We start from the raw sequence: 19,908 nt of genomic DNA, 5'->3' as shown, positions 1-19,908 counted from the left end.
TGCAGCAGTTCCGCAAGGAGATGGACGCGGCCCTGGGGTCCTACGCGGCGGCCCAGGCCCTCTACCGCCAGGTCGGCGACCGTCTGGGCGAGGCCAACGTCTATGCTGCCCAGGGACGGATCGCGCTGATCGGCGGCGACCAGGCGGCAGCCGATCGGCTCCTCGTCCAGGCCATCGCCATCTATGAGGCTATCGGCGATCGCTACAGCGTTCCCGTGCAGATCGGCAACTACGGCTGGGCGCTGCGCCGCGCCGGTCGCTACGCTGAGGCCCGCCCCTACCATGCCCGCGCCGCCGAGCTCTTCGCGGCGATGGGCCTCGATGAGTACGCTGATCGCCATCGCCAGGCCGCGGAGGCGCCTCCACCCGAGACCCGCGAGCAGCAGATCGCGCGCCTTACCGCCGAGGCCGAGGCGGCCGCCACTGCTGCCCTCGCCGGCGCTGGCGCCGACCGCGCCGCCCTCGCCGATCAGCTCGAGGCGCAGGCCCGCTGGGCCGCCGAGGGCGAGGCCGAGGGTTCCCCCTACCTCGCCCTCGCCGCGCGCCTCCAGGAGCTGGCCGCGCAGCTCCGCGCCACCGATGGGGGCGTCCACGGACGCGGGTGATGCCGCCTTCCGCTGCGGAACGTGTTCAGATTGACCGCGGAGCACGCAGAGGAGCGTAGAGGATGAGCTTTATGAAGCCCTTTGCGCCCCTCCGCGCCCTCTGCGGTGTGAGCATGTTCGGTAGATGTGAACACGATCCCGCTGTGCTCACCTGTGCATACCACCGACCTTCACCTCCACACCTCCACACCTCCACACCTCCACGGACCGGCTACGTGAACCTGTGCCGCATCGGTCAACCTCAAATGCCCCGAATCTCGTAACATACCCCATCTCCGCAACCTCCAGCCCCGCGCAACGGTACACCTTATGGGTCGTCCCATCAGCGCACTGGAGGTTTTCCCATGGCAACCGCCCTCACCCACCCGTCACGCCGCTCCCGGATCTGGTTCACCCTCATTGGTCTCACGTTGCTGCTCCTCGTCTGCGTCGCGCCCGTCACCATCGGCGCCGCGATGGGGCGCGGGCCGGTGTCCATTACCATCGCCCCGCCTGATCCCGACTCCGCTATGGTCCATCACCACTGGGTCAGCGCGATGCTCTCCGGCGACGAGCCGGCCGCCCTCGAACTGCTCGCCGAGCCCGACCCGGCCCGCCGCCAGCAGCGTGTCCGCTCCTATCTGTCGCGCACCGATGCCCTGATCCGCCTCACCGCCGCCGGCGGCCTGCTGGGGCCGTATCTGGAACGGTTCGAGCTGCTCGGCAGCGTCACCGGCGAGCATGAGCGCCAGCGCACCGGGCTGAGCGAGGTGTACTTCGCCCGCGGCAGCCTGTGCTACGCTACCCGCATGGAGGCTATCGAGGGGACGTGGCGGGTCGTCGAGTGGGCGTCTGCCGGAAACGCCTGCGCGCGCTTCCTGGAAAAGAGCCTGCCTGGCGCGCCGCCGGGCCGGGAAGCCGGCGCTGAGATCGCCGCGGTCCACACCACGTGGGCCAACGCCATGTTCAGCGGCGATGTCGCCGCCGCCGCGCCGCTCGTTGCCGAGGCAGGAGCCGAGGAGCGCCAGCATCGGGCGCAGTTCTACGCAGAGCTAACCGCGGCCGTGGTCGGCGGCGGCGCGGAGCGATTCGGCCCGCGCCAGGGCTACGAGATCCTCAAACCCTTCCCCCAGAACGCGCGCCACCAGGTAGGCTATGCCCGCGCCGTCTATGAGCGCGGGCAGCTCTGCTTCCGCGCGGACCTGCACTATCGCGAGGGCCAGTGGCTGGTCAACCGCTGGAGCCTGGTCATCCCCGAGGCGTGTATGGCGTAGGGCGTCGGCGCAGAGACGGCCCCGCGGTCCGTCCCTGCTATGCCGATGCCGGGCCGATCGCCCACCCGCCCTTGCGCGCCGTTCCGCCTTCGGGTATAGTTGGCGGCGCCTGGTGGTGCGCACAACTCGTAGAAGTGCGCTACCGCGCGTTCCCAGAAGGGCAGGGGCGGGTTTCCCCGCCTTCCTTCGCCCCGGAAAGAGAGCATGCTATGAGCACGGTATTCGGTGTCGTCTTCCAGATCCACCGCGTCCTTGGCGAGATGATCCTGCCGCTGGTAATCGTGGCCACGGCGATCTACCTCGTCGTGACCTACAAGCCCAACACGCCTCGCACTGCTGTAACTCGTGCGTTTCCCGTGCTGGTGGATCTTCAAGCCGGGCTAGGCATCATCTTCTGGATATTCTTGCTGTTCAACACCTCGGGCGCTGCCCAGGCGCGCTATTTGAGCTTCCCCTTCATTCTGCATCCGCTCATCGGCATTCTGGCCGCCGCGCTGGCGCACATGGCCGTTGGCGCGCGCAACCCCCTGCGGGGCCTGGGGCGCTGGGCGCCGCTGGCTTCGCTCGGCGTATTGCTGGTGCTGGTGGTGAGCAACGTGATGATCGGCGTGCGCACCTGACCGGGCTGGGGACATCGTTATCCCAGGCAGGGCCGCAGCAGCGGCTCAGCCGCTGCTGCCCTACCACCCTCCTCCCGCCAGGGCCGCCAGCAGATCGCCCTCGTCGGCGTCAAGCGACCGGGCCAGCGTCGCCGCCATGGCGCGGTGGGCGACCAGGGCTTCCTCCAGCGTGGTCAGAGCCAGGCGCAGCGTGTCGCCGGGGAGCAGTTGCGCCGCCAGCGGCAGGTCCGGGCCGATCACCGTGCCGATGACCGGGTAGCCCCCCGTGGTCTGGGCGTCGGCCATAAGCAAAATCGGCGTCCCATCCGGCGGCACCTGGATGACGCCGGGAACGACGCCAAGGGAGGGCAGGTCGAAGGGGCGCAGGGCCGCCAGAGGCGGCCCCTCCAGCCGGTAGCCCATGCGGTTGGAGGTCGCGCCAACCCGCCAGTTCTGTGTGGTGAGCAACTCCAGGGCTTCGGGGCCGAAGCCGCTGACGTGCGGCCCGGGAAGCAGCCGCAGTGTCGGCGTGGAGCCGTAGGGCGGGCGCAGCGCAGGCGGCCAGTAGCGCCCCAGCCCCAACTCCGCCAGGGGCGGCAGTGGGCCGATTGGCAGGCGATCCCCCGGGCGGAGGGCGCGGCCCGCCAGCCCGCCGAACCCGCTGGCGAGGTCGGTGGCGCGGCTGCCGAGCACTGCGGGTACGGCGATGCCCCCCGCCACGGCCAGGTAGGCCCGTGCGCCCCACTCCCCAGAGCGCCCGGCGAAGCGGATACGCTCGCCACGCTCCGCCTGGATGGCCATCCACAGGGGTAGGGGCCGGTCACCGCGCCACGCGCCGAGGTCGGCGCCGGTAACGGCGATCAGCGCCGGGGCGGACAGGAGCAGTTCCGCGCCTCCGGCGGTGATTTCGAGCGCCGCCGCGCCCGGCGGGTTGCCCACCAGCCGGTTGGCCGCGACGAGAGCGAAACGGTCCAGCGCGCCGCCGGCGGGCACGCCGTAACGTCGCGCGGCGGCCCGCCCCAGATCCTGGACCGTCAGCAATGGGCCGCTGGCGAGCACGTCAAGCATCGGCCACGAACTGTACCCGGTCACCCGGCGCCAGCAGCGCCGGTGGCTCGGCATTGGCGTCGAAGAGTCGCAGCGTGGTGCGGCCGATCACGTGCCAGCCGCCGGGGAGCCGCGCCGGGTAGATGCCGGTCAGCCCCGCAGCGAGCGCCACTGAGCCAGGAGGCACGGCGGCGCGGGGCGTGGCGCGCCGGGGGGCGCGCAGGCGCGCGGGCAATGGCCCGATGTAGGGAAAGCCCGGCGCGAAGCCGATCATCATCACCCGGAACGGGCCGGCGGTATGCGCCGCGATCACTTCCACAGGCGTCATGCCCAGGAGCGCCGCTACGTCGTTCAGGTCGGGGCCGGCCTTGCCGCCATAGGTCACTGGAATGGTCACCAGGCGCCCCCGTTCCTGCAACGGGGGCGGGTCCTCCAGCACTGCCCGGACGCCGGCTATCATTGCGGCGTGGTCGGTCAGCAGAGGATCGAAGCACACCAGCAGCGAGGCAATAGCCGGCGTCGCGGCGATGAAGCCAGGCGGCGGCGCAGCTTCGAGGGCGGCGGCAGCAGCGAGAGCCGCCCGGTTGGCCGCCTCGTGATCGCCGCTGGTTGCCTCGGCGAGCAGCGCCGCCTCGCCCAGGTGCGTGAAGGTCCAGGGGAGGGTCATGGTTGGTGAGTCATAGGTTCAGGAAGGCTTAGGTATTGCATTCATCATCAACGATCTGTGGAGGTGTGGAGCTGTAGAGTTGTAGAGCCAGAGATCTGTTCTTTCACCTCCACACCTCCACATCTCCACACCTCCACACCTCCACACCTCCACACCCCTACATCCCCCGCACCTCGACCCCTGCCGCGACGAGGCCCTCGCGCAGCAATGCGGCCCGTTCGGCGGCTCCGGGCGTATCGCCATGGATGCAGAGCGTATCGGCGACCACGGGGATGGCCTGCCCGTCGGGACCGGTCACCTGCCCTGTGGTGACGATGCTGAGCGCCTGGGCCAGGTTCAGCTTCGGGTCGAGGATGAGCGCCCCCGGCGCGTCGCGGGGGAGCAGGGCGCCATCGGCGGCGTAGCCCCGGTCAGCGAAAGCCTCACGAGCAACGCTCAGCCCGGCAGCCAGGCCGGCCTCCACCAGCGCCGAGCCGGCCAGCCCCACCAGGATCAGCTCCCGGCTAAAGGCCGCCACTGCACGGGCGATAGCCTCAGCGATGGCGGGGGTCTTCGCACCCACGTTGTACAGCGCGCCGTGGGGTTTGACGTGGCGCAGCGCAACGCCCTCGGCGCGGGCAATGGCGTAGAGCGCGCCGATCTGGAACAGCACGCTGGTTTCAATCTCGGAGGGAGTGAGCGGCAGTGGACGGCGCCCGAAGCCGGGCAGATCCGGGAAGCCAGGGTGCGCCCCCACGGCCACCCCCAGAGCGCGGCACAACCGCACTGTGCGCCGCATCACCTCAGGGTCGCCCGCGTGCGCGCCGCAGGCCACGTTGGCCGAGGTTACGTGCGGCAGCACGGCCTCATCGTCACCAAGGGACCAGACGCCGAAACTTTCGCCGCAGTCACAGTTGAGATCGATCCTGGGCATAGCAGGGTGCGTTCCTCAGACATCGTTCCTTCACCAACGGTTGCGGTTGCGACATTCAGTATAATCCGTGACTTTTTTCCCCGCAAATCGGGTCCATGTCGTGGTATGATTGTCGCATTCACGGAACGTTAGCCCGAGTATGCCACGTAGCGAAGCGGCAGCAGTATCAGCGCAGGGAGGGAGGCATGAGCACTCCAGAGACTGTGGCGGTCAAACAGCTGGACATCACGTTCCCGGAGTACATCAAACACGCACGGCTCAAGGAATGGGTCAGGGAGATGGCGGCGCTGTGCCAGCCCGACGCAGTGTATTTCTGCGACGGCTCACAGGAAGAGTATGACCGGCTCTGCGAGCAGATGGTCCAGAGCGGCACCTTCATCCGCCTCAACCCTGAGAAGCGGCCCAACTGTTTTCTCGCCCGTTCCGACCCCAGCGACGTCGCTCGGGTCGAGGATCGCACCTTTATCTGCTCGCTCTCAAAGGCTGACGCCGGCCCGACCAACAACTGGATGAACCCGAAGGAGATGAAGGAGATCCTCAACGGGCTTTTCAATGGAGCGATGCGTGGCCGGACGATGTACGTGATCCCCTTTAGCATGGGGCCGCTGGGGTCGCCGATCTCCCAACTCGGCGTCCAGCTTACCGATTCGCCCTACGTGGTGGTGAACATGCGGATCATGACCCGCATGGGCAAGGCGGTCTACGATATCCTCGGCGAGGACGGCGATTTTGTGCCCTGCGCCCACACGGTCGGCGCGCCCCTGGAGCCGGGCCAGAAGGACGTGCCCTGGCCCTGTAATCCCGACGTCAGCAAGAAATACATCGTACACTTCCCCGAGGAGCGCTCGATCTGGTCGTATGGCTCAGGCTATGGCGGCAACGCTCTGCTGGGCAAGAAGTGCTTCGCCCTGCGCATCGCCTCGGTGATGGCCCGCCAGGATGGCTGGCTCGCCGAGCATATGCTGATCCTGGGCGTCAAGGACCCGACCGGGCGCAAGACCTACGTGGCGGCCGCCTTCCCCTCGGCCTGCGGCAAGACCAACTTCGCTATGCTCGTGCCTCCGAAGCCGTTCCAGGAGGACGGCTGGGAGATTACCACCGTCGGCGATGACATTGCCTGGATCAAGCCGGGCAGGGACGGCAAGCTCTACGCCATCAACCCCGAATCGGGCTACTTTGGCGTGGCCCCCGGCACCTCCTACGAAACCAACCCCAGCGCAATGGAGAGCGTCAAACAGAATACCATCTTCACCAACGTAGCCCTCACTGACGATGGCGACGTCTGGTGGGAGGGTATGACCAAGGAGAAGCCGGCTCACCTCATTGACTGGCGCGGCAACGACTGGACGCCGGAGAGCACCACGCCCGCCGCGCATCCCAACGCGCGCTTCACCGCCCCGGCGATCAACAACCCGGTGCTCGACCCGGCGTGGGATGACCCCCAGGGCGTGCATATTGAAGCCTTCATCTTCGGCGGGCGGCGCAGCACTACCGTGCCCCTGGTCTATCAGGCCTTCAACTGGAACTACGGCGTCTACCTGGCCGCCACGATGGGCTCGGAGACGACGGCGGCCGCCTTCGGCCAGCAGGGCGTGGTCCGGCGCGATCCCTTTGCCATGCTGCCCTTCGCCGGCTACCACATGGCCGATTACATCAACCACTGGTTGCAGTTCGGGCGCGAGATCTTCAACCCGCCGCGCATCTTCAGCGTCAACTGGTTCCGCAAGGACGAGAACGGCAAGTTCATCTGGCCCGGTTTCGGCGAGAATATGCGCGTGCTCAAGTGGATCGTGCAACGCGCTCATGGCGAGGCCTTCAGCGTCGAGAGCCCGATCGGCTGGCTCCCCACCTACGACCATCTCGACTGGCGCGGGCTGGATTTCACCCGTGAGCAGTTCGAGAAGCTCATGCACATTGACATTGAAGCCTGGCGCCATGAGATCCTGCTGCACGAAGAGCTGTTTATCAAGCTCTACGACCGGCTGCCCAAGGAACTGCTCTACATTCGCGAGCTGATCCTTTCCAGCCTGTGGCGCACTCCTGAGAACTGGGGGCCGACCCACGAGTAGCCCGGCGTTTCCGCGCTTAGCCCGGAGGGTTGCACGCAACCGTCGCTTCTAATCCGGCAGGGGGATGGGGGAAACCCATCCTCCTGGCGTTTTTGACAGATCCCGCCAAAAGCGGTATGATGCCCCACACGCATTTCGCGTTTCCCAATGTTCGCCTAACAACAGTTTTCGTCCAGAGATGCCGTTCGCCACGCCAGGAGGCGCGCACGGCCAGGCTCCCGGTACGAGCCTGAGAGGCAATCGTGCGCCCGGAGGGCGAACTCAGGCTCACCCGCTACCAATGGAGGTTGTCGCGTGCAGGGCTTGCTCCGTCTTTCAAAGATGATTGACGCCTTCACCGAAGCGGTTGGCAGCGTTACCGTCTGGCTGGTGCCGATTGTGGTCGGCGTTGGCGTCTGGAACGTGGCGAATCGCTACGTCGGGCGCGCCATCGGGCAATCGCTTGGCTCCAATGTGTTTATTGAATTGCAGTGGTACATTTTCTCCATCATTTTTTTTCTTAGCAGCGCTTATGTGCTCAAACATGGCGGGCACGTGCGCGTGGACCTGTTGTACGCGAATTTTTCTCCCCGACGCAAGGCGCTGGTTGATCTCTTCGGTACGCTTTTCTTCCTCATGCCATTCTGCGTCTTGCTGATCTATTTTTCCTGGCCAGTTGTACAGACCGCCTTCAAAATCCGCGAAATGTCGCCCGATCCGAGCGGCTTGCCCCGTTACCCGCTGAAAGCCTTCTTGATTATCAGCCCGACCTTGCTGATCATCCAGGGCATCTCCGAGGCGATCAAGAATTTCGCGGTCGTTACAGGTTACGCTGACCCTTCTCTGGTCGCCGAGGAACAACAGCGGGATGCGCTGGAGTTGGAGTAGACCGGGGGCGTCGGGAAACCGCGTTTCCCCGGCGCGCAACCTTCGTGAAGATTAAAGAATATAAACCGGTATTCGCCCGGTAGACCGGCGGCTGAAGCCGCAGGCTGCCGATGCGAAGCCCGCCTTTGCGGGCTATACCGGATGTATTTCTTAATGATCATCAAGGTTGGGCGCCCTGCGTTACCCCGGTGATCCGAGGCACAGAGACTCGATTTCCCGGTTTGTCAGGAAACGCTCAAGAGAAGACCTGAACATCGTCGTTGGAGGTTGCATGAGCGAGTGGCTCGGTCCGTTGATGTTTCTTGGGGCCCTGGCAATTCTCTCGATTGGCTATCCGGTGGCCTTCTCGTTGGGTGCAGTCGCCATTATCTTTGGCATCATCGGCGTCAGCCTGGGGATCTTTGATCCTATCCTGATCCGCGCATTGCCGTCGCGTATCTTTGGTATAGCCTCCAATTTTACGCTCCTGGCGATACCGTACTTCATTTTCCTCGGCGCAATGCTCGAAAAATCGGGCCTGGCTGAAGACTTGCTCGACACGATGGGCGTGCTCTTCGGTCCGATGCGCGGCGGGTTAGCGATTGCGGTCGTGGTGGTCGGCACGCTGCTGGCGGCGACGACCGGCGTGGTGGCCGCAACGGTGGTGGCGATGGGTCTGATCTCGCTGCCGATCATGTTGCGCTACAACTACAACAAGCAACTGGCCACCGGGGTGATCTGCGCCTCCGGCACCCTGGGGCAGATCATCCCCCCCTCGGTGGTGCTGGTGGTGCTGGGCGATCAGATCGGCGTATCGGTGGGGCGATTGTTTATCGGCTCGCTCATCCCCGGCCTGCTGCTGGCCGCGGCGCTGGCCTTCTATTGCTGGACGGTGGCCCAGATCAAGCCCGACATGGCCCCCGCGCTGCCGCTCTCGGCGCGCACGCTCAAGGGTCGCGCCCTCGCGATGCGCGTACTCAAGGTGATGGTTCCCCCGTTGCTGTTGATCATCGCCGTGCTGGGGTCGATCTTCTTCGGCATCGCCACCGCCACCGAGGCCGGCGCCGTGGGCGCCCTTGGCGCGACCATTCTTGCCGCCTTTAACCGGCGCCTGAACCTCAAAACCTTCCGTGAGGTGTCCGATGCTACGCTGCGCACCACCACCCTGGTGATCTTTATTCTGATCGGCTCAACGGCCTTCGCCCTGGTCTTCCGCGCCTTGAGCGGCGATAAGTTCGTCTACGACCTTATGACCGGCTTGCCCGGCGGCTTCTGGGGCTTCATGGTCGCCAGCATGCTGATCGTCTTCTTTCTGGGCTTCTTTATTGACTTCTTCGAGATCTGCTTCATCGTCATCCCCCTGTTCGTTCCCGTCGCGCGCGATCTGGGGATTGACCTGATGTGGTTCGGCGTTATCCTCGGCGCGAATCTGCAGACCTCGTTCCTGACCCCGCCCTTCGGCTTCGCCCTGTTCTACCTGAAGGGCGTTGCTCCGCCCGAAGTGACCACGCAGGACATCTACCGCGGGGTGGTGCCGTTCATTGCGGTGCAACTGGCGATTGTCGTTCTCATTATCCTCTTTCCGAACCTGGTGACCTATTTGCCATCTGTATCCTTTGGACAGTGACAAACGCGCAGGGACGAAACTTCGTTCGCCCGGCGCAGGAGGGCGGGTTAGCAACCCGCCCTCCTGTCCTTTTGGACCAGGGTTCAGGGGAGTGCCGAGGGCGCAACTCTCTGCGTTCCCTGTGTTTGCCGGCGGCAGGCTCGTCCTGGACTCGGCGGGGTGCGGACCTGTCATGGGTAGAAAAGCGAATGCGGGGAGGCGTAGCCTCCCCGCATCCCCAACCGTAGCGCAGGCGTAAACGCGGTCTTAGACCGGGTTATTGTAGGCGAAGTTCGCGAAGGGGAACTCGTTGGTCTGGTGCCACTTGTAGATCTTCTCGCGGAACTGCTTCCAGGGCTCGAAGATCTCCTTAAACTCAGGCGAACTGGCGGCATTCTCGTTGTAGAGTTCAAAGGCCGCCTTCTGCGCCGCTTCCATAATATCCTTAGGATAGACTTTGAGCTGGATCTTGCCCCCGGAGAGGATCTTGTTCAGCGCGTCCTGGTTCAGGGCGTCGTACTTGGCGAGCATATTCATGTTCGACTCCCAGGCCGCCACGGCGAAGTAGCGCTGGTACTCGACCGGCAGCTTGCCCCAGGCGTCGTTATTCACCACCGCGTGCAGGGCGGGGCCTGGCTCCCACCAGCCAGGGGTGTAGTAGAAGTTGGCGGCGTCGGGCAGACCCAGCTTCAGGTCATCGTAGGGGCCAACCCACTCGGCGGAGTCCACTGCGCCAGTGGAGAGGGCCTGGAAGATCTCGCCGCCGGGCAGGGTCTGGGTGACAATGCCCAGGCGCTCCATCACGCGACCGCCGAGGCCAGGGATGCGCATCTTCAGGCCCTTCAGATCGGCCACGGTGTTGAGTTCCTTGCGCCACCAGCCGCCCATCTGCGTGCCGGTGTTGCCGGCAGGGAACACGGTGACGCCAAAATTGCTGGCCAGCTTATTGAGGGCCTCGTTGCCGCCGCCATGGTACATCCAGGCGTTCTGCTGCTGGGCCGTCAGGCCGAAGGGCAGCGAGGTGCCAAAGGCCCAGGCCGGGTTGAGGCCGACGTAGTAGTACAGCGCCGTATGGCCTGACTCGACCGTGCCCTGCTGAACGTTCTGCAACACCTCCAGACCGGGGAACAACTCGCCAGCGGGGAAGGTGGTGATCTTGAACATCCCGCCCGACAACTCGCCCACACGCTCGGCCAGCACCGTCGCCCCGCCGTAGATCGTATCGAGCGAGATCGGCCAGCTCGTACCCATGCGCCACTCTACCGCCGGGAGCGAGGAGCCCTGCCCGGGGGCCTGCGCCTGTGGCGCCGTCGGCTCGGCTGTCGCCCCGCCGCCTGCTGGCGTGGTTGCGCCGCCACCCGCTGGCGGCGCCGCGGGCGGGCCAGCGCAGGCCGCCAGGGTCATCCCAAGACCGCCAAGGACACCAGCAGCCGCGCCACGGAGAAACTCGCGTCGTTTCATGGTTGCTCCTGAGCATCTGTACTTGAAACGGGGAAAACCGCGCGGCCTATTATACATTACTTTGCGATGTCAAGCAACCAATTCCGGTGCAAGGACTGTGCATCTCAACGCTGCTGAGCTGCGGGGCGACCAGCTTTCCCCATTCTCTGCGCCTCAGGGGAGGCTCGGAGAGGCTAATGCCATTTCGGATTTTGGATTTTGGATTGCCGTATATGGCGTCCTGGCGTGACCTGGGGATGAGGCGCCGACATGGTGTTCGACAGAAATTTGGTGCGAGACCCGCCGAAGGGGAAATCGCGCGGCGGTCTAAACCTTTCAGGCTCATGCGTCCAATACGTCAGTTTTATGCTGGTTCTGGCAGCCGGGCGCCAGAACCAGCGATAAGCCTGGAGTCTGAGACTTGACCCGGCGACATAGCATTGCCCTGCCGCAGAGCCTCGCATGATCCCCCGCGAAGGATGGCGCCCGGGTCTTCACGCGGGACGCTACAACAGCAGCAGAACTACTGCCAGCGTGGTAATGCTGATCACATTTGAAAAGAGCACGGTCGCAGTGACAAACTCCGGCAACAGGCGATTCTCCATGGCGATGATGGACACCAGGACGGCTGTAGGCATGCTGGCCTGAAGGATGCCAACGTTGCGTTCCAGGAGCGGCAGGGCGAACCAGCCGACGGTGCTGAAGGCGATCAGCGGGCCGCCGACCAGCCTGATGGCGCTGGAGATCAGCATATCCTGGTTGAGCCGGGGGATCCCCGCCTCGGAGAGCTGGGCGCCCAGGACGATCAGCATGGTCGGGATCAGCGCCGCCGAGAGCAGATCCAGGGGCCGGGTAACTACCGCTGGCAGGCTGATGTTAAGCCCGTTGACCGCCAGAGCCGGGGCCAGGGCGATCAGGGCGGGAGTGCGAAAGACTCGTCCCAGCATGCCCAGATTGACGCCCCGGCTGAAGTTGGCCGCCGTGACGCAGACGATAAAGGCCAGCACCAGATTGGCCAGGAAGTACAGCGTGGCCAGACCGAGCGCCTCAGGCCCCTCGGCGAACTGGACGATCGGCAATCCGAAGTTGCCTACGTTGCCGAAGGCGGCAATCATTACATAGGCCGCGGTCATCGTTGCCGGGCGTCGCAACAGGCGCGCCGTGAGAAACGCCACGATGATCGTTCCGGCATAGACCAGGGTGATGAAGCCGATCATCCGCCCGGCCAGGGCCACTTCGATGCGCGTCTGGCTCAGGGTGGTAAATACGAGAGCCGGGGTGAGAACAAAGTAGGCGTAACGCGAAAGGGTGCGCGTTTCCAGTTGCAAACGCGGAGCGGTGAAATAACCGAGCAGAACTAGAGAGAACACCGGCACAAGAACGTTGAGAAAGATGCCGACAAGCTGGGTCATAACGGCTCCTACCAGGCGCCCGCCCTCGTGCGGAGCGTCGGTCTACTGTACCATTAGTTGCGTAATGCCCGTACAGCGCCGCCTGGCCCTGGCAGGGCTTGCGCCGGGCTGGTGCGACCCTGGTGCCCTGCTTGCTCTGGTACACCTGGTGTGTTACAATAGGTCCCACTAAATGTCGTGATGCTAGTTCGTCGGCGCACGTCCGCCTCATACGGGCAGCAGAGAACAAGGTTGTCTGCTCTCAGACTGATTGGAGGACCTGCGAGAAGACTCTCTCCCAGGAAAACCCGTTTTCATCCCCGTTGTATGCGATTAAGTCGCAGACGTATCTCAAGGGAATTGAGGAGTGGCGTCCATGCCCGATGTCTCAGGTCGCAATCCGGCTATCGTTCTCGTCGAAGACGAGCCGGACATTCTGGTAATTCTCCATCGCTTGATGCGCGATCTGACCGGCGGCTACGATATCGTCACGGTCAACGGAGGCGCCGACGCCCTGGCCCAGATTGCTCTGCGGCCGGTTCCCCTGGTGATTACTGATTACAATATGCCGGGGATGAACGGCCTGCAACTCGCCGCGGCGATCAAGGAGACATCGCCCGATACGCGCGTGGTGATGATCACTGCCTATGCCTCTCCGGAGCTTGAGAAGCGCGCCCGCGAACAGCGTGTAGATTACTACCTCCCCAAACCCTTTCCGCTTGACCGGCTCGAACAGATCGTGCGCGACGTGCTGAAGTAGCTTCATCGTTCCGGCGCTGATCTGTATCGCGCGCCAGCGCTGGCGACGGAGGCGTCGCCTGTGCTTCGGTCTTCTTGGGCGAAGCCTCTGTGTCGGTTCACCGCCTTCAGCTACAGTTCAGACCGCTCTCATTGCCTGCCTCAGCCGTCTTACGTAGGATGCCCTGCGTAAGTTGTCTCTGTCGCGCCGCTGCGAGCGGGGCTGAAGGCGACAGGCGCCTGGAGCCTGATCAGTATTTCTAATCGCACGAACCGCTGAGAAGGTTTTGCCCTATGTCTGGCTGCCGCGTTCGCAGTGTCGGGTAACCAAGGAGTAGCCGATGGTTGAGTGGATCAATCACTTCCCTACTGTTCTGCTGACCGTGATGATGGTATTGACCCTCGTGCTCCTGCCGTTGCTCAACGAAGAGCGTCCGCAGATCCGTGACGACCGCCAGCGCACCGAGGAGTTGCGCCTGAGCGTCAAGGTCGAGGGGAAACGGGAACGCCAAAGTGATTTTTGATTTTAGATTGTGGATTTTGGATTGCCGATTTTTGCCTGGAGCTTTCACTTCACCTGACATCGATTCCTGTTGAACAGGATGGATGCGCATCATATCCCGGTCTGATCGAGGCGCCGTTAACGGCAATCCGGAATACGAAATGCTATCAATTGGCGGCCGTCATCCGTTGCTTTGCCAGTTCAATGGCCTCCTCGCGGGTGGCAATTTCCCCCGCCGCGTGCGCTTCAGCGATGTCGCGCAGTAATGCGCCGACCTGCGGCCCCGGTCCGATCCCCAGGGCTGCCATGAGTTCGTGGCCGTCAATCAGTGGGGCCGGCCGGGGGTTCGGCGGCGCATAGTAGTGCGCCAGCAGCGTCCCGGTCCATGCCAGATGCGCCACCCAGCCCTCCGGATCCACCAGCGGCCCCCTGGTAGCCAGGTGGTCGGCCAGTTCGTGGAGCAGCACATCGGGACCGGCGTCGCCAAGGTCGCGGAAGAAACGATACACGGCGCGCGGGGTGAGCGTCTCCGCGGCGCGCAGATGGCCTGGCCGCATGTGCTCGCGCACCACAAGTTCCACGTAGCGGATGTCATTACGGCTGAGGCGCAGGCGGCGCCCGATCCGCGCCGCCGCGTCGGCGCCAAGCTCCTGATGGCCGTAGAAGCTGACCTTGCCATCGGGGTGGACGACCTTCGTCTGCGGCTTGGCGTTATCGTGGATCAGAGCCGCCAGTTTCAACAGGGCCTGCCGGCGATGCCCTCCGGCGCGCGGCTCTGCCATTAATTCCATCAAGGGCGCGGCGAAGGGCAGGGTTCGGCTCAGCTCCGGATGGGTCCGAACCGCAACAGGCAACGCCTCGGCCGTCTCCGGGCCGCCAAGCAGCCAGTCCAGAGCTGCCACGGTCTCCAGCATATGCGCCAGCACCGGCAGGAAGTGGACGTTGGGCTGGTCGCAGGCGCGGCCAGGCTCCAGTTCGGGGATCAGCCGGGTCAGGGCGTCGCAGGCATCGAGAAAGCGCAGCCAGGGCGCGGCGGCGGGCGCGTCGAGCAGTTTGAGCAGTTCATCACGGACGCGCTCGGCCGCGACCTGCTCGAGACCCGGAGCGGCGGCGCGGGCCAGTTCGGCCAGGTCGGGGGCCGGGCGCAGGTCCAGGGTGGCGCAGAGCCGGGCGGCGCGCAACACGCGCAGGGGATCGTCAAGCAGGCTGGCGGGGCCGCAAGGGCGCACAATGCCAGCCTGGAGGTCGGCGAGGCCGCCGGTCGGATCGATCAGCGCCGCGGGCGGAGACGGCAGGCTCAGGGCCGTGTCGAGAGGCAGGGCCAGGGCGTTGATGGTGAAGTCGCGCAGCCGCAGATCGGCCTCGATGCCGGGAGCGCGCAGACCGGCGATGTCTACCGTCAGCGGCGGGGCGCCGGGGAGCACGGCCCGGCCCGTGTCGCGTTCCGCGTCGAGGGCCACGAAGGCCCCGCCGTGGGCGTCGGCGAAGGCGCGGGCCAGTTCCAGCCCCGAGCTGGTGACGGTGACATCCAGGTCGGAGGGCGCGCGGCCTAGCGCCAGATCACGGGCCGCGCCCCCGGTCAGCCAGGCCTGCGCGCCCCGCGCCGCGCACAGGTCGGCAAGATCGCGCAGAATCGGTGTAAGTTGGTCGGTCATAGGGTGAGGCCCGCATCCTTGGGGCGCAAGATGTCGGCCCCAACATCAGGAGGGCAAAGCCCCTTACCCGCCATAGCGTCTGGCAATAGCGTCCACCTGAGGGCCATAGCCCGCGCCGAAGAGGTTCAGGTGGTTCAGGAGATGATACAGATTATAGAGATCGCGGCGGTCGGCGTAGCCTGGCTCGAGAGGCCACGCGGCGCTGTAGGCGCTGTAGAAACGGGCGGAGAAGCCGCCAAACAGCTCGGTGAAGGCCAGTTCGGCTTCACGATCGCTGTAGGAGATCGCCGGGTCGATCAGCGCGGCCACGCCGCCGGGCGCCGCCACGACGTTGCCTCCCCAGAGGTCGCCATGGATCAGGGACGGGACGCGCCGCACCCCGCCGAGCAGCGCATCCAGGCGCCCCATCAGCCGGTCGAGGGCGTGGCGCCGTTCGGGCGGCAGCAGCCCGGCGCGCGCAGCTTGTTCGATCTGCGGTCGCAGGCGCCGTTCGCGGAAGAAGGTCACCCAGTCTTCCATCCAGCCGTTGAGTTGGGGTGTCCCGCCGATAAAATTGTCGCGTTCCAGGCCGTAGGCGGGGGCCGAATGGCGGTGCAGCGCGGCCAGGGCCTCGCCCAGAGCGGCCTGGTCGGGGCGGGCGTTGGCTCCGTCGAGCCACTCGCTGAGCACCGCGGCGGGCTGCATTTCGTCCGCCTCCAGCGCCAGGATGACCCCGGGCACGCGCACGGCCCCGGCAGCGGCCAGAGCGCGCAGTCCGTGAGCCTCGGCGGCGACCATGGCCGCCGCCGCTCCGCTGGCGGCCCACTTGAGGGCGAAGCGTTGCCCTCCCGCCGTGACCCGTAGCAACTGCGCGCCGAAGCTGCCGCCCAGGGGTTCTACGCGTGTTACCGGGCCGCCGGCAGCCGCCGCGATCGCCTCCAGCAGCATGGGAGGGAGCGTTGTCATAGCATGCCTTCCCGTTCGCGGATATGGGCAAGCAAACCGCGGCAACCGGCCTCGACCAGGTCGAAGACCCGGTCAAAACCGCCGGTGTAGTAGGGATCGGGCACCTCACGCACGTTCAGGCCGGGGGCGTGCGAGAGCAACAGGCTGACCTGGGCGCGGCCATCGCGACGGAAGCGTTCGAGCGCGGCCAGGTTCTCATGGTCCATAGCGACGATATAATCGAAGCGGTCGAAATCGTGGCGCGTAATCTGCCGCGCGCGCCGGTCACCCGGGTCGATGCCCCGGCGGGCCAGGACGGTGAGGGTGCCGAGATGGGGCGGTTCGCCCACGTGCCAGCTCCCCGTCCCGGCCGAATCGATGAGAAAACGCCCATCGAGCCCGGCGTCGGCCACCTGGCGCCGAAAGATGGCCTCGGCCATTGGCGAACGGCAGATATTTCCCATACAAACAAACAGAACCCCAACAGGTTCCTGCCGCTCCATGGTTGGCGGTTCCTTTCCAGTTCGCTACCGTGAAAATAGCCAGCTCGCCGAAGATTTGACTTTTATTCCCATCTCCACTATAATACCGCACATTGTAAAATATAGTCGCGACATCCGCTACGGTTCGACCCTCCAGCCAATAATCCACTCTATGGCATCGGAGAGCCAGCCATTTCGCGGAGCCTGCAGCAGGCGCCGATAGGTGTTTTCGCGCCCATACGCGCGAAGCGCATCCGTGCAGATAAAGCGTATAGCCATTACGCGCCAGCTTGCAGCGCAGGTGGCGCTTTTTTATGGTCCTCGTCGCGGTGTTGCGGCAAGATTACTGTTCTGGCAGGAGGCTTTGAAGCATGTCGGTGCAACCGGATCAAGAGACCCTGGAAAGCAATGAGGAACTCGACTGGACCAGGCTGCTCGATGAGTATGATTACGCCCGTCCACAGCGCGGCGAGCTGCGCGAGGGGCTGGTAATGCAAATCGAAGATAGCGGCATTCTGGTCTCGATTGGCACGAAACGCGAAGGCGTGATTCCCGCCCAGGATCTCCGGCAGATGGGTGAGGAGTTCCTCAGCGGTCTGAAAGTTGGCGATAGGATCCAGGTCTATGTCCAGGAGCCCGAAAACCGCGACGGCGATCTCATTCTTTCGCTGACGATGGTGCAGGTGGCGAAGGACTGGGAGTACGCCGAGCAGTTATTTAAGGACGGCGGCATTACGCGCTGCAAGGTGATTGGGTTCAACAAGGGCGGTCTGCTCGTCCAGTTTAACCGCATCCGCGGTTTCGTCCCCGCCTCGCAGGTGGCCCAGCTCCACGGGCGCACGGCGGCCGAGGAGCGGCAGCAGGCGTTGCAGAAGATGGTCAACCAGGAGATTCCCCTCAAGGTCATCGAGGTGGATCGCGAGCGCAACCGTCTGGTGCTCTCCGAGCGCAGCGCGACCCAGGAGTGGCGCAAGGCGCAGAAGCACCGCCTGCTTACCGAGTTGCAGCCCGGTGATGTGCTGACTGGACGCGTCAATCAACTCACCAACTTCGGCGCCTTTATTGACCTCGGTGGCGCCGATGGCCTGGCCCACATCTCCGAACTGAGCTGGCAGCGGGTCAACCATCCGCGCGAAGTGCTGCAACCCGGCCAGGAAGTCAAGGTGGTCGTCGTCGAAATTGACCGCGAGCGTGAGCGCATCGGCCTCTCTATCCGCCAGTTGCAGACCAACCCGTGGGAGACGATTGACCAGCGCTATGCTCTGGGGCAACTGGTGTCCGGCCCGGTGACGAATGTTACCCCCTTCGGCGCCTTCGTACAGGTGGAGGAAGCTGTTGAGGGCCTGATCCACGCCAGCGAACTGGACGCGGACCCGCAGGTCCAGCCGCGCGATGTCTTGCAGCCCGGACAGATCGTGACCGCCAAGGTGATCAGTCTGGATCGCCAGCGGCAACGGATGGGCCTCTCGCTCCGCCGCGTAAGCGAGAGTGAGAGCCGGCCCGGCGAGAGCGAGTCCACGGCGGTGTCGGGCGCAGAGACGGTCGCCCAGGCGTCCGCCGAGAGTGCCAGGTAGCGCCCGTCAGCGGCAATGACACGCCGGAAGGATAGCCCGGGGCCAGGCAACTAAGGTGGGAGGTGTGAGTCGGCAAGGCTCACACCTCATTTGTTTTCGACACGCTGCGCGCAGCTCGCCAGCCTGCGCTGCCGCCGAACCTGGAGATGTCAGCGATGCGCATTCTTTCGGCTGATGATGTGCACCAGGCCGTGCCGATGCCGGCGGCGATTGACGCCGTCGAAAGCGCCTTCGTGCGCCTCTCGGCCGGTCAGGCCGATGTTCCGTTGCGCCTCCACGTCGAAACCCCCGCGCCCCCGGGGGTCAGCTTTGTGATGCCCGCGCGCCTTGACGGGGCGCCGACGCCCGCCCTCGGCGTCAAGGTGGTCTCGGTGTTCCCCGGCAATCGCGATCAGGGCGAGCCAGCCATTTATGCGCTCGTCACCCTGTTTGACCCGGAGACGGGGCGACCACTGGCTGTGCTCGATGGGACCTATCTCACCGCCCTGCGCACCGGGGCGGCTTCGGGGGTGGCGACGCGCCACATGGCCCGCGCCGATGCGAAGGTGCTGGCGCTGTTCGGGGCGGGGGCCCAGGCGCTGCCGCAGGCGCTCGCCGTGTGCGCCGTGCGCGCGATTGAGCGCATCTGGATCGTGAATCGCACTCCCGCGCGGGCCTATGAGCTGGTGGAGCGGCTGCGGGCCGCCGGTCTGGGCCAGGACGTGCGGGTCGCGGCTGACCCCACCCAGGCGCTGATGGAGGCCGATGTCATCTGCACGGCCACCGCCTCGCCCACGCCGCTCTTTGCCGACGGCGATGTGCGTCCGGGTACGCACATCAATAGTGTGGGCTCTTATAGACCCTCAATGGCCGAAATCCCGCCCGCGACCGTGGCCCGCGCCCATGTGGTGGTCGATCACCGGCGCGCCGCCTGGGCCGAGGCCGGCGATCTCATCCAGGCCCGTGACGCGGGCTGGATCACCGAGGATCACGTGATCGGCGAACTGGGGGAGGTGGCCGCTGGCACGGCGCCGGGGCGTCCTGCTCCTGAAGCCATCACCTTCTTCAAATCGGTAGGGAACGCCGTGCAGGACGTGGCAGTGGCCGCCCTGGCCCTCGCGCGGGCGCGCGAGCTTGGTATCGGGGTTGAGATAGAATGGTGAGGCCTGCCTCCGATGGCGGTCTGAAGGGTGGGGTGGTTTTGCCGATGGGGATCAGATCGCCCTGGTATCTTTCGCTTGCCGTGGTGCGTTTAAGCAGATGGGACCGTTTTTGGAAACCCGGCCTCGCCGGGGCGCCGAACACTATGAAGGAGCACGACATTGAAAACTATCTGCGTCGTTGGCACCGGTTATGTGGGGCTTACCACTGGCGTGTGCTTCGCTGATCTGGGCAATACCGTCACCTGCGTCGAGATTAATCAGGAAAAGCTCGCGATCCTCCGCAGCGGCAAAGCGCCGATCTACGAGCCGGGTCTTGAAGAATTGCAAGAGCGGAACATGCGCGCCGGGCGGCTGAGTTTTACCGATGACTACGCCGCAGCCCTCGACGGGGCCGAACTGGTCTTCATCACCGTCGGCACTCCCATGGGCCCCGACGGCGCCGCCGACCTCAGCCA

19 protein-coding genes are annotated in these 19,908 nt (G+C 65.1%); 11 read left to right on the top strand and 8 right to left on the bottom strand.

The window, feature by feature from the left end:
* The 3 genes from NZU74_17015 to NZU74_17005 form a co-directional block, all read left to right on the top strand.
* Nucleotides 1-605 (top strand): hypothetical protein (locus tag NZU74_17015; GenBank protein MCS6883034.1); only part of this gene is annotated, 605 nt, incomplete at its 5' end.
* A gap of 344 nt (nt 606-949) precedes the next feature.
* The gene (locus NZU74_17010) at nt 950-1,858 is read left to right on the top strand and encodes a hypothetical protein (protein MCS6883033.1); all 909 of its coding nucleotides are present in this window, start codon (nt 950-952) and stop codon (nt 1,856-1,858) included.
* A gap of 209 nt (nt 1,859-2,067) precedes the next feature.
* Nucleotides 2,068-2,478, top strand: coding sequence for a hypothetical protein (locus NZU74_17005; protein MCS6883032.1), 411 nt, complete (start codon nt 2,068-2,070; stop codon nt 2,476-2,478).
* Nucleotides 2,479-2,538: 60 nt separating this feature from the next.
* Here the strand turns inward: NZU74_17005 and NZU74_17000 are convergent, their stop codons facing one another.
* From NZU74_17000 to NZU74_16990, 3 genes are all read right to left on the bottom strand, one after another.
* A complete protein-coding gene (locus NZU74_17000; protein ID MCS6883031.1) occupies nt 2,539-3,525 on the bottom strand; it encodes a biotin-dependent carboxyltransferase family protein in 987 nt (328 codons plus the stop codon).
* The gene (gene pxpB, locus NZU74_16995) at nt 3,518-4,171 is read right to left on the bottom strand and encodes a 5-oxoprolinase subunit PxpB (GenBank protein MCS6883030.1); all 654 of its coding nucleotides are present in this window, start codon (nt 4,169-4,171) and stop codon (nt 3,518-3,520) included. The genes NZU74_17000 and pxpB overlap by 8 nt, the downstream gene beginning before the upstream one ends.
* 157 nt (nt 4,172-4,328) lie before the next feature.
* Complete coding sequence (locus NZU74_16990; protein ID MCS6883029.1) at nt 4,329-5,084, bottom strand: LamB/YcsF family protein; 756 nt, start codon at nt 5,082-5,084, stop codon at nt 4,329-4,331.
* A 185-nt stretch (nt 5,085-5,269) separates the two neighbouring features.
* Here NZU74_16990 and NZU74_16985 point away from each other — a divergent pair, with 185 nt between their 5' ends.
* The 3 genes from NZU74_16985 to NZU74_16975 all read left to right on the top strand — a co-directional run bounded on the left by NZU74_16985 (nt 5,270) and on the right by NZU74_16975 (nt 9,626).
* Nucleotides 5,270-7,153, top strand: coding sequence for a phosphoenolpyruvate carboxykinase (GTP) (locus tag NZU74_16985; GenBank protein MCS6883028.1), 1,884 nt, complete (start codon nt 5,270-5,272; stop codon nt 7,151-7,153).
* A gap of 294 nt (nt 7,154-7,447) precedes the next feature.
* Nucleotides 7,448-8,020, top strand: coding sequence for a TRAP transporter small permease subunit (locus NZU74_16980; GenBank protein MCS6883027.1), 573 nt, complete (start codon nt 7,448-7,450; stop codon nt 8,018-8,020).
* A 271-nt stretch (nt 8,021-8,291) separates the two neighbouring features.
* On the top strand, nt 8,292-9,626 hold the full coding sequence (locus tag NZU74_16975; GenBank protein ID MCS6883026.1) for a TRAP transporter large permease subunit: 1,335 nt from the start codon (nt 8,292-8,294) through the stop codon (nt 9,624-9,626).
* A gap of 246 nt (nt 9,627-9,872) precedes the next feature.
* Here NZU74_16975 and NZU74_16970 read toward each other — a convergent pair whose 3' ends face one another.
* Together NZU74_16970 and NZU74_16965 are read right to left on the bottom strand one after the other, a co-directional pair.
* Nucleotides 9,873-11,066, bottom strand: a complete 1,194-nt coding sequence (locus NZU74_16970) for a TRAP transporter substrate-binding protein (GenBank protein MCS6883025.1) — start codon at nt 11,064-11,066, stop codon at nt 9,873-9,875.
* Nucleotides 11,067-11,551: 485 nt separating this feature from the next.
* Nucleotides 11,552-12,457 carry an AEC family transporter gene (locus tag NZU74_16965; GenBank protein MCS6883024.1) on the bottom strand — a complete coding sequence of 302 codons (906 nt, stop codon included), beginning with the start codon at nt 12,455-12,457 and terminating at the stop codon, nt 11,552-11,554.
* 355 nt (nt 12,458-12,812) lie between these two features.
* Between NZU74_16965 and NZU74_16960 the strand changes: the two genes are divergently transcribed.
* On the top strand, nt 12,813-13,196 hold the full coding sequence (locus NZU74_16960; protein MCS6883023.1) for a response regulator: 384 nt from the start codon (nt 12,813-12,815) through the stop codon (nt 13,194-13,196).
* Nucleotides 13,197-13,515: 319 nt separating this feature from the next.
* On the top strand, nt 13,516-13,698 hold the full coding sequence (locus NZU74_16955) for a hypothetical protein (protein ID MCS6883022.1): 183 nt from the start codon (nt 13,516-13,518) through the stop codon (nt 13,696-13,698).
* A gap of 145 nt (nt 13,699-13,843) precedes the next feature.
* Here NZU74_16955 and NZU74_16950 read toward each other — a convergent pair whose 3' ends face one another.
* The 3 genes from NZU74_16950 to NZU74_16940 form a co-directional block, all read right to left on the bottom strand.
* Nucleotides 13,844-15,331: an HD domain-containing protein gene (locus NZU74_16950; protein ID MCS6883021.1), complete on the bottom strand. Its 1,488-nt coding sequence runs from the start codon at nt 15,329-15,331 to the stop codon at nt 13,844-13,846.
* A 63-nt stretch (nt 15,332-15,394) separates the two neighbouring features.
* Nucleotides 15,395-16,276: a fructosamine kinase family protein gene (locus tag NZU74_16945; GenBank protein MCS6883020.1), complete on the bottom strand. Its 882-nt coding sequence runs from the start codon at nt 16,274-16,276 to the stop codon at nt 15,395-15,397.
* Nucleotides 16,273-16,758 (bottom strand): low molecular weight phosphotyrosine protein phosphatase, encoded by a 486-nt coding sequence (locus NZU74_16940; protein MCS6883019.1) that lies wholly within the window; start codon nt 16,756-16,758, stop codon nt 16,273-16,275. Before NZU74_16940 ends, NZU74_16945 begins: the two co-directional genes overlap by 4 nt.
* Nucleotides 16,759-17,108: 350 nt before the next feature.
* Here NZU74_16940 and NZU74_16935 point away from each other — a divergent pair, with 350 nt between their 5' ends.
* The 3 genes from NZU74_16935 to NZU74_16925 form a co-directional block, all read left to right on the top strand.
* Entirely contained in the window at nt 17,109-18,311 is a 1,203-nt protein-coding gene (locus NZU74_16935; protein ID MCS6883018.1) for a S1 RNA-binding domain-containing protein, read from the top strand.
* A gap of 155 nt (nt 18,312-18,466) precedes the next feature.
* Nucleotides 18,467-19,453, top strand: a complete 987-nt coding sequence (locus NZU74_16930) for an ornithine cyclodeaminase (GenBank protein MCS6883017.1) — start codon at nt 18,467-18,469, stop codon at nt 19,451-19,453.
* 159 nt (nt 19,454-19,612) lie between these two features.
* Nucleotides 19,613-19,908, top strand: a 296-nt coding sequence (locus NZU74_16925; GenBank protein ID MCS6883016.1) for a 3-hydroxyacyl-CoA dehydrogenase NAD-binding domain-containing protein, incomplete at its 3' end; no start/stop codon positions are given.

The organism is Chloroflexaceae bacterium, from assembly GCA_025057155.1.
Taxonomy (GTDB): Bacteria; Chloroflexota; Chloroflexia; order Chloroflexales; family Chloroflexaceae; genus JACAEO01.
Note: the sequence above shows the minus strand (reverse complement) of the source record. Positions and strands in the feature narration are given on the sequence as shown.

Excerpts from the sequence above, each read along its gene's own strand:
- NZU74_16990 (MCS6883029.1), bottom strand. The coding sequence starts at position 5,084 with ATGCCCAGGATCGATCTCAACTGTGACTGCGGCGAAAGTTTCGGCGTC.
- NZU74_17010 (MCS6883033.1), top strand. The coding sequence starts at position 950 with ATGGCAACCGCCCTCACCCACCCGTCACGCCGCTCCCGGATCTGGTTC.
- NZU74_16955 (MCS6883022.1), top strand. The coding sequence starts at position 13,516 with ATGGTTGAGTGGATCAATCACTTCCCTACTGTTCTGCTGACCGTGATG.
- NZU74_16935 (MCS6883018.1), top strand. The coding sequence starts at position 17,109 with ATGTCGGTGCAACCGGATCAAGAGACCCTGGAAAGCAATGAGGAACTC.
- NZU74_16965 (MCS6883024.1), bottom strand. The coding sequence starts at position 12,457 with ATGACCCAGCTTGTCGGCATCTTTCTCAACGTTCTTGTGCCGGTGTTC.
- NZU74_16940 (MCS6883019.1), bottom strand. The coding sequence starts at position 16,758 with ATGGAGCGGCAGGAACCTGTTGGGGTTCTGTTTGTTTGTATGGGAAAT.
- NZU74_16930 (MCS6883017.1), top strand. The coding sequence starts at position 18,467 with ATGCGCATTCTTTCGGCTGATGATGTGCACCAGGCCGTGCCGATGCCG.
- NZU74_16945 (MCS6883020.1), bottom strand. The coding sequence starts at position 16,276 with ATGACAACGCTCCCTCCCATGCTGCTGGAGGCGATCGCGGCGGCTGCC.
- NZU74_17005 (MCS6883032.1), top strand. The coding sequence starts at position 2,068 with ATGAGCACGGTATTCGGTGTCGTCTTCCAGATCCACCGCGTCCTTGGC.
- NZU74_16985 (MCS6883028.1), top strand. The coding sequence starts at position 5,270 with ATGAGCACTCCAGAGACTGTGGCGGTCAAACAGCTGGACATCACGTTC.
- pxpB (MCS6883030.1), bottom strand. The coding sequence starts at position 4,171 with ATGACCCTCCCCTGGACCTTCACGCACCTGGGCGAGGCGGCGCTGCTC.
- NZU74_16960 (MCS6883023.1), top strand. The coding sequence starts at position 12,813 with ATGCCCGATGTCTCAGGTCGCAATCCGGCTATCGTTCTCGTCGAAGAC.
- NZU74_17000 (MCS6883031.1), bottom strand. The coding sequence starts at position 3,525 with ATGCTTGACGTGCTCGCCAGCGGCCCATTGCTGACGGTCCAGGATCTG.
- NZU74_16975 (MCS6883026.1), top strand. The coding sequence starts at position 8,292 with ATGAGCGAGTGGCTCGGTCCGTTGATGTTTCTTGGGGCCCTGGCAATT.
- NZU74_16950 (MCS6883021.1), bottom strand. The coding sequence starts at position 15,331 with ATGACCGACCAACTTACACCGATTCTGCGCGATCTTGCCGACCTGTGC.
- NZU74_16970 (MCS6883025.1), bottom strand. The coding sequence starts at position 11,066 with ATGAAACGACGCGAGTTTCTCCGTGGCGCGGCTGCTGGTGTCCTTGGC.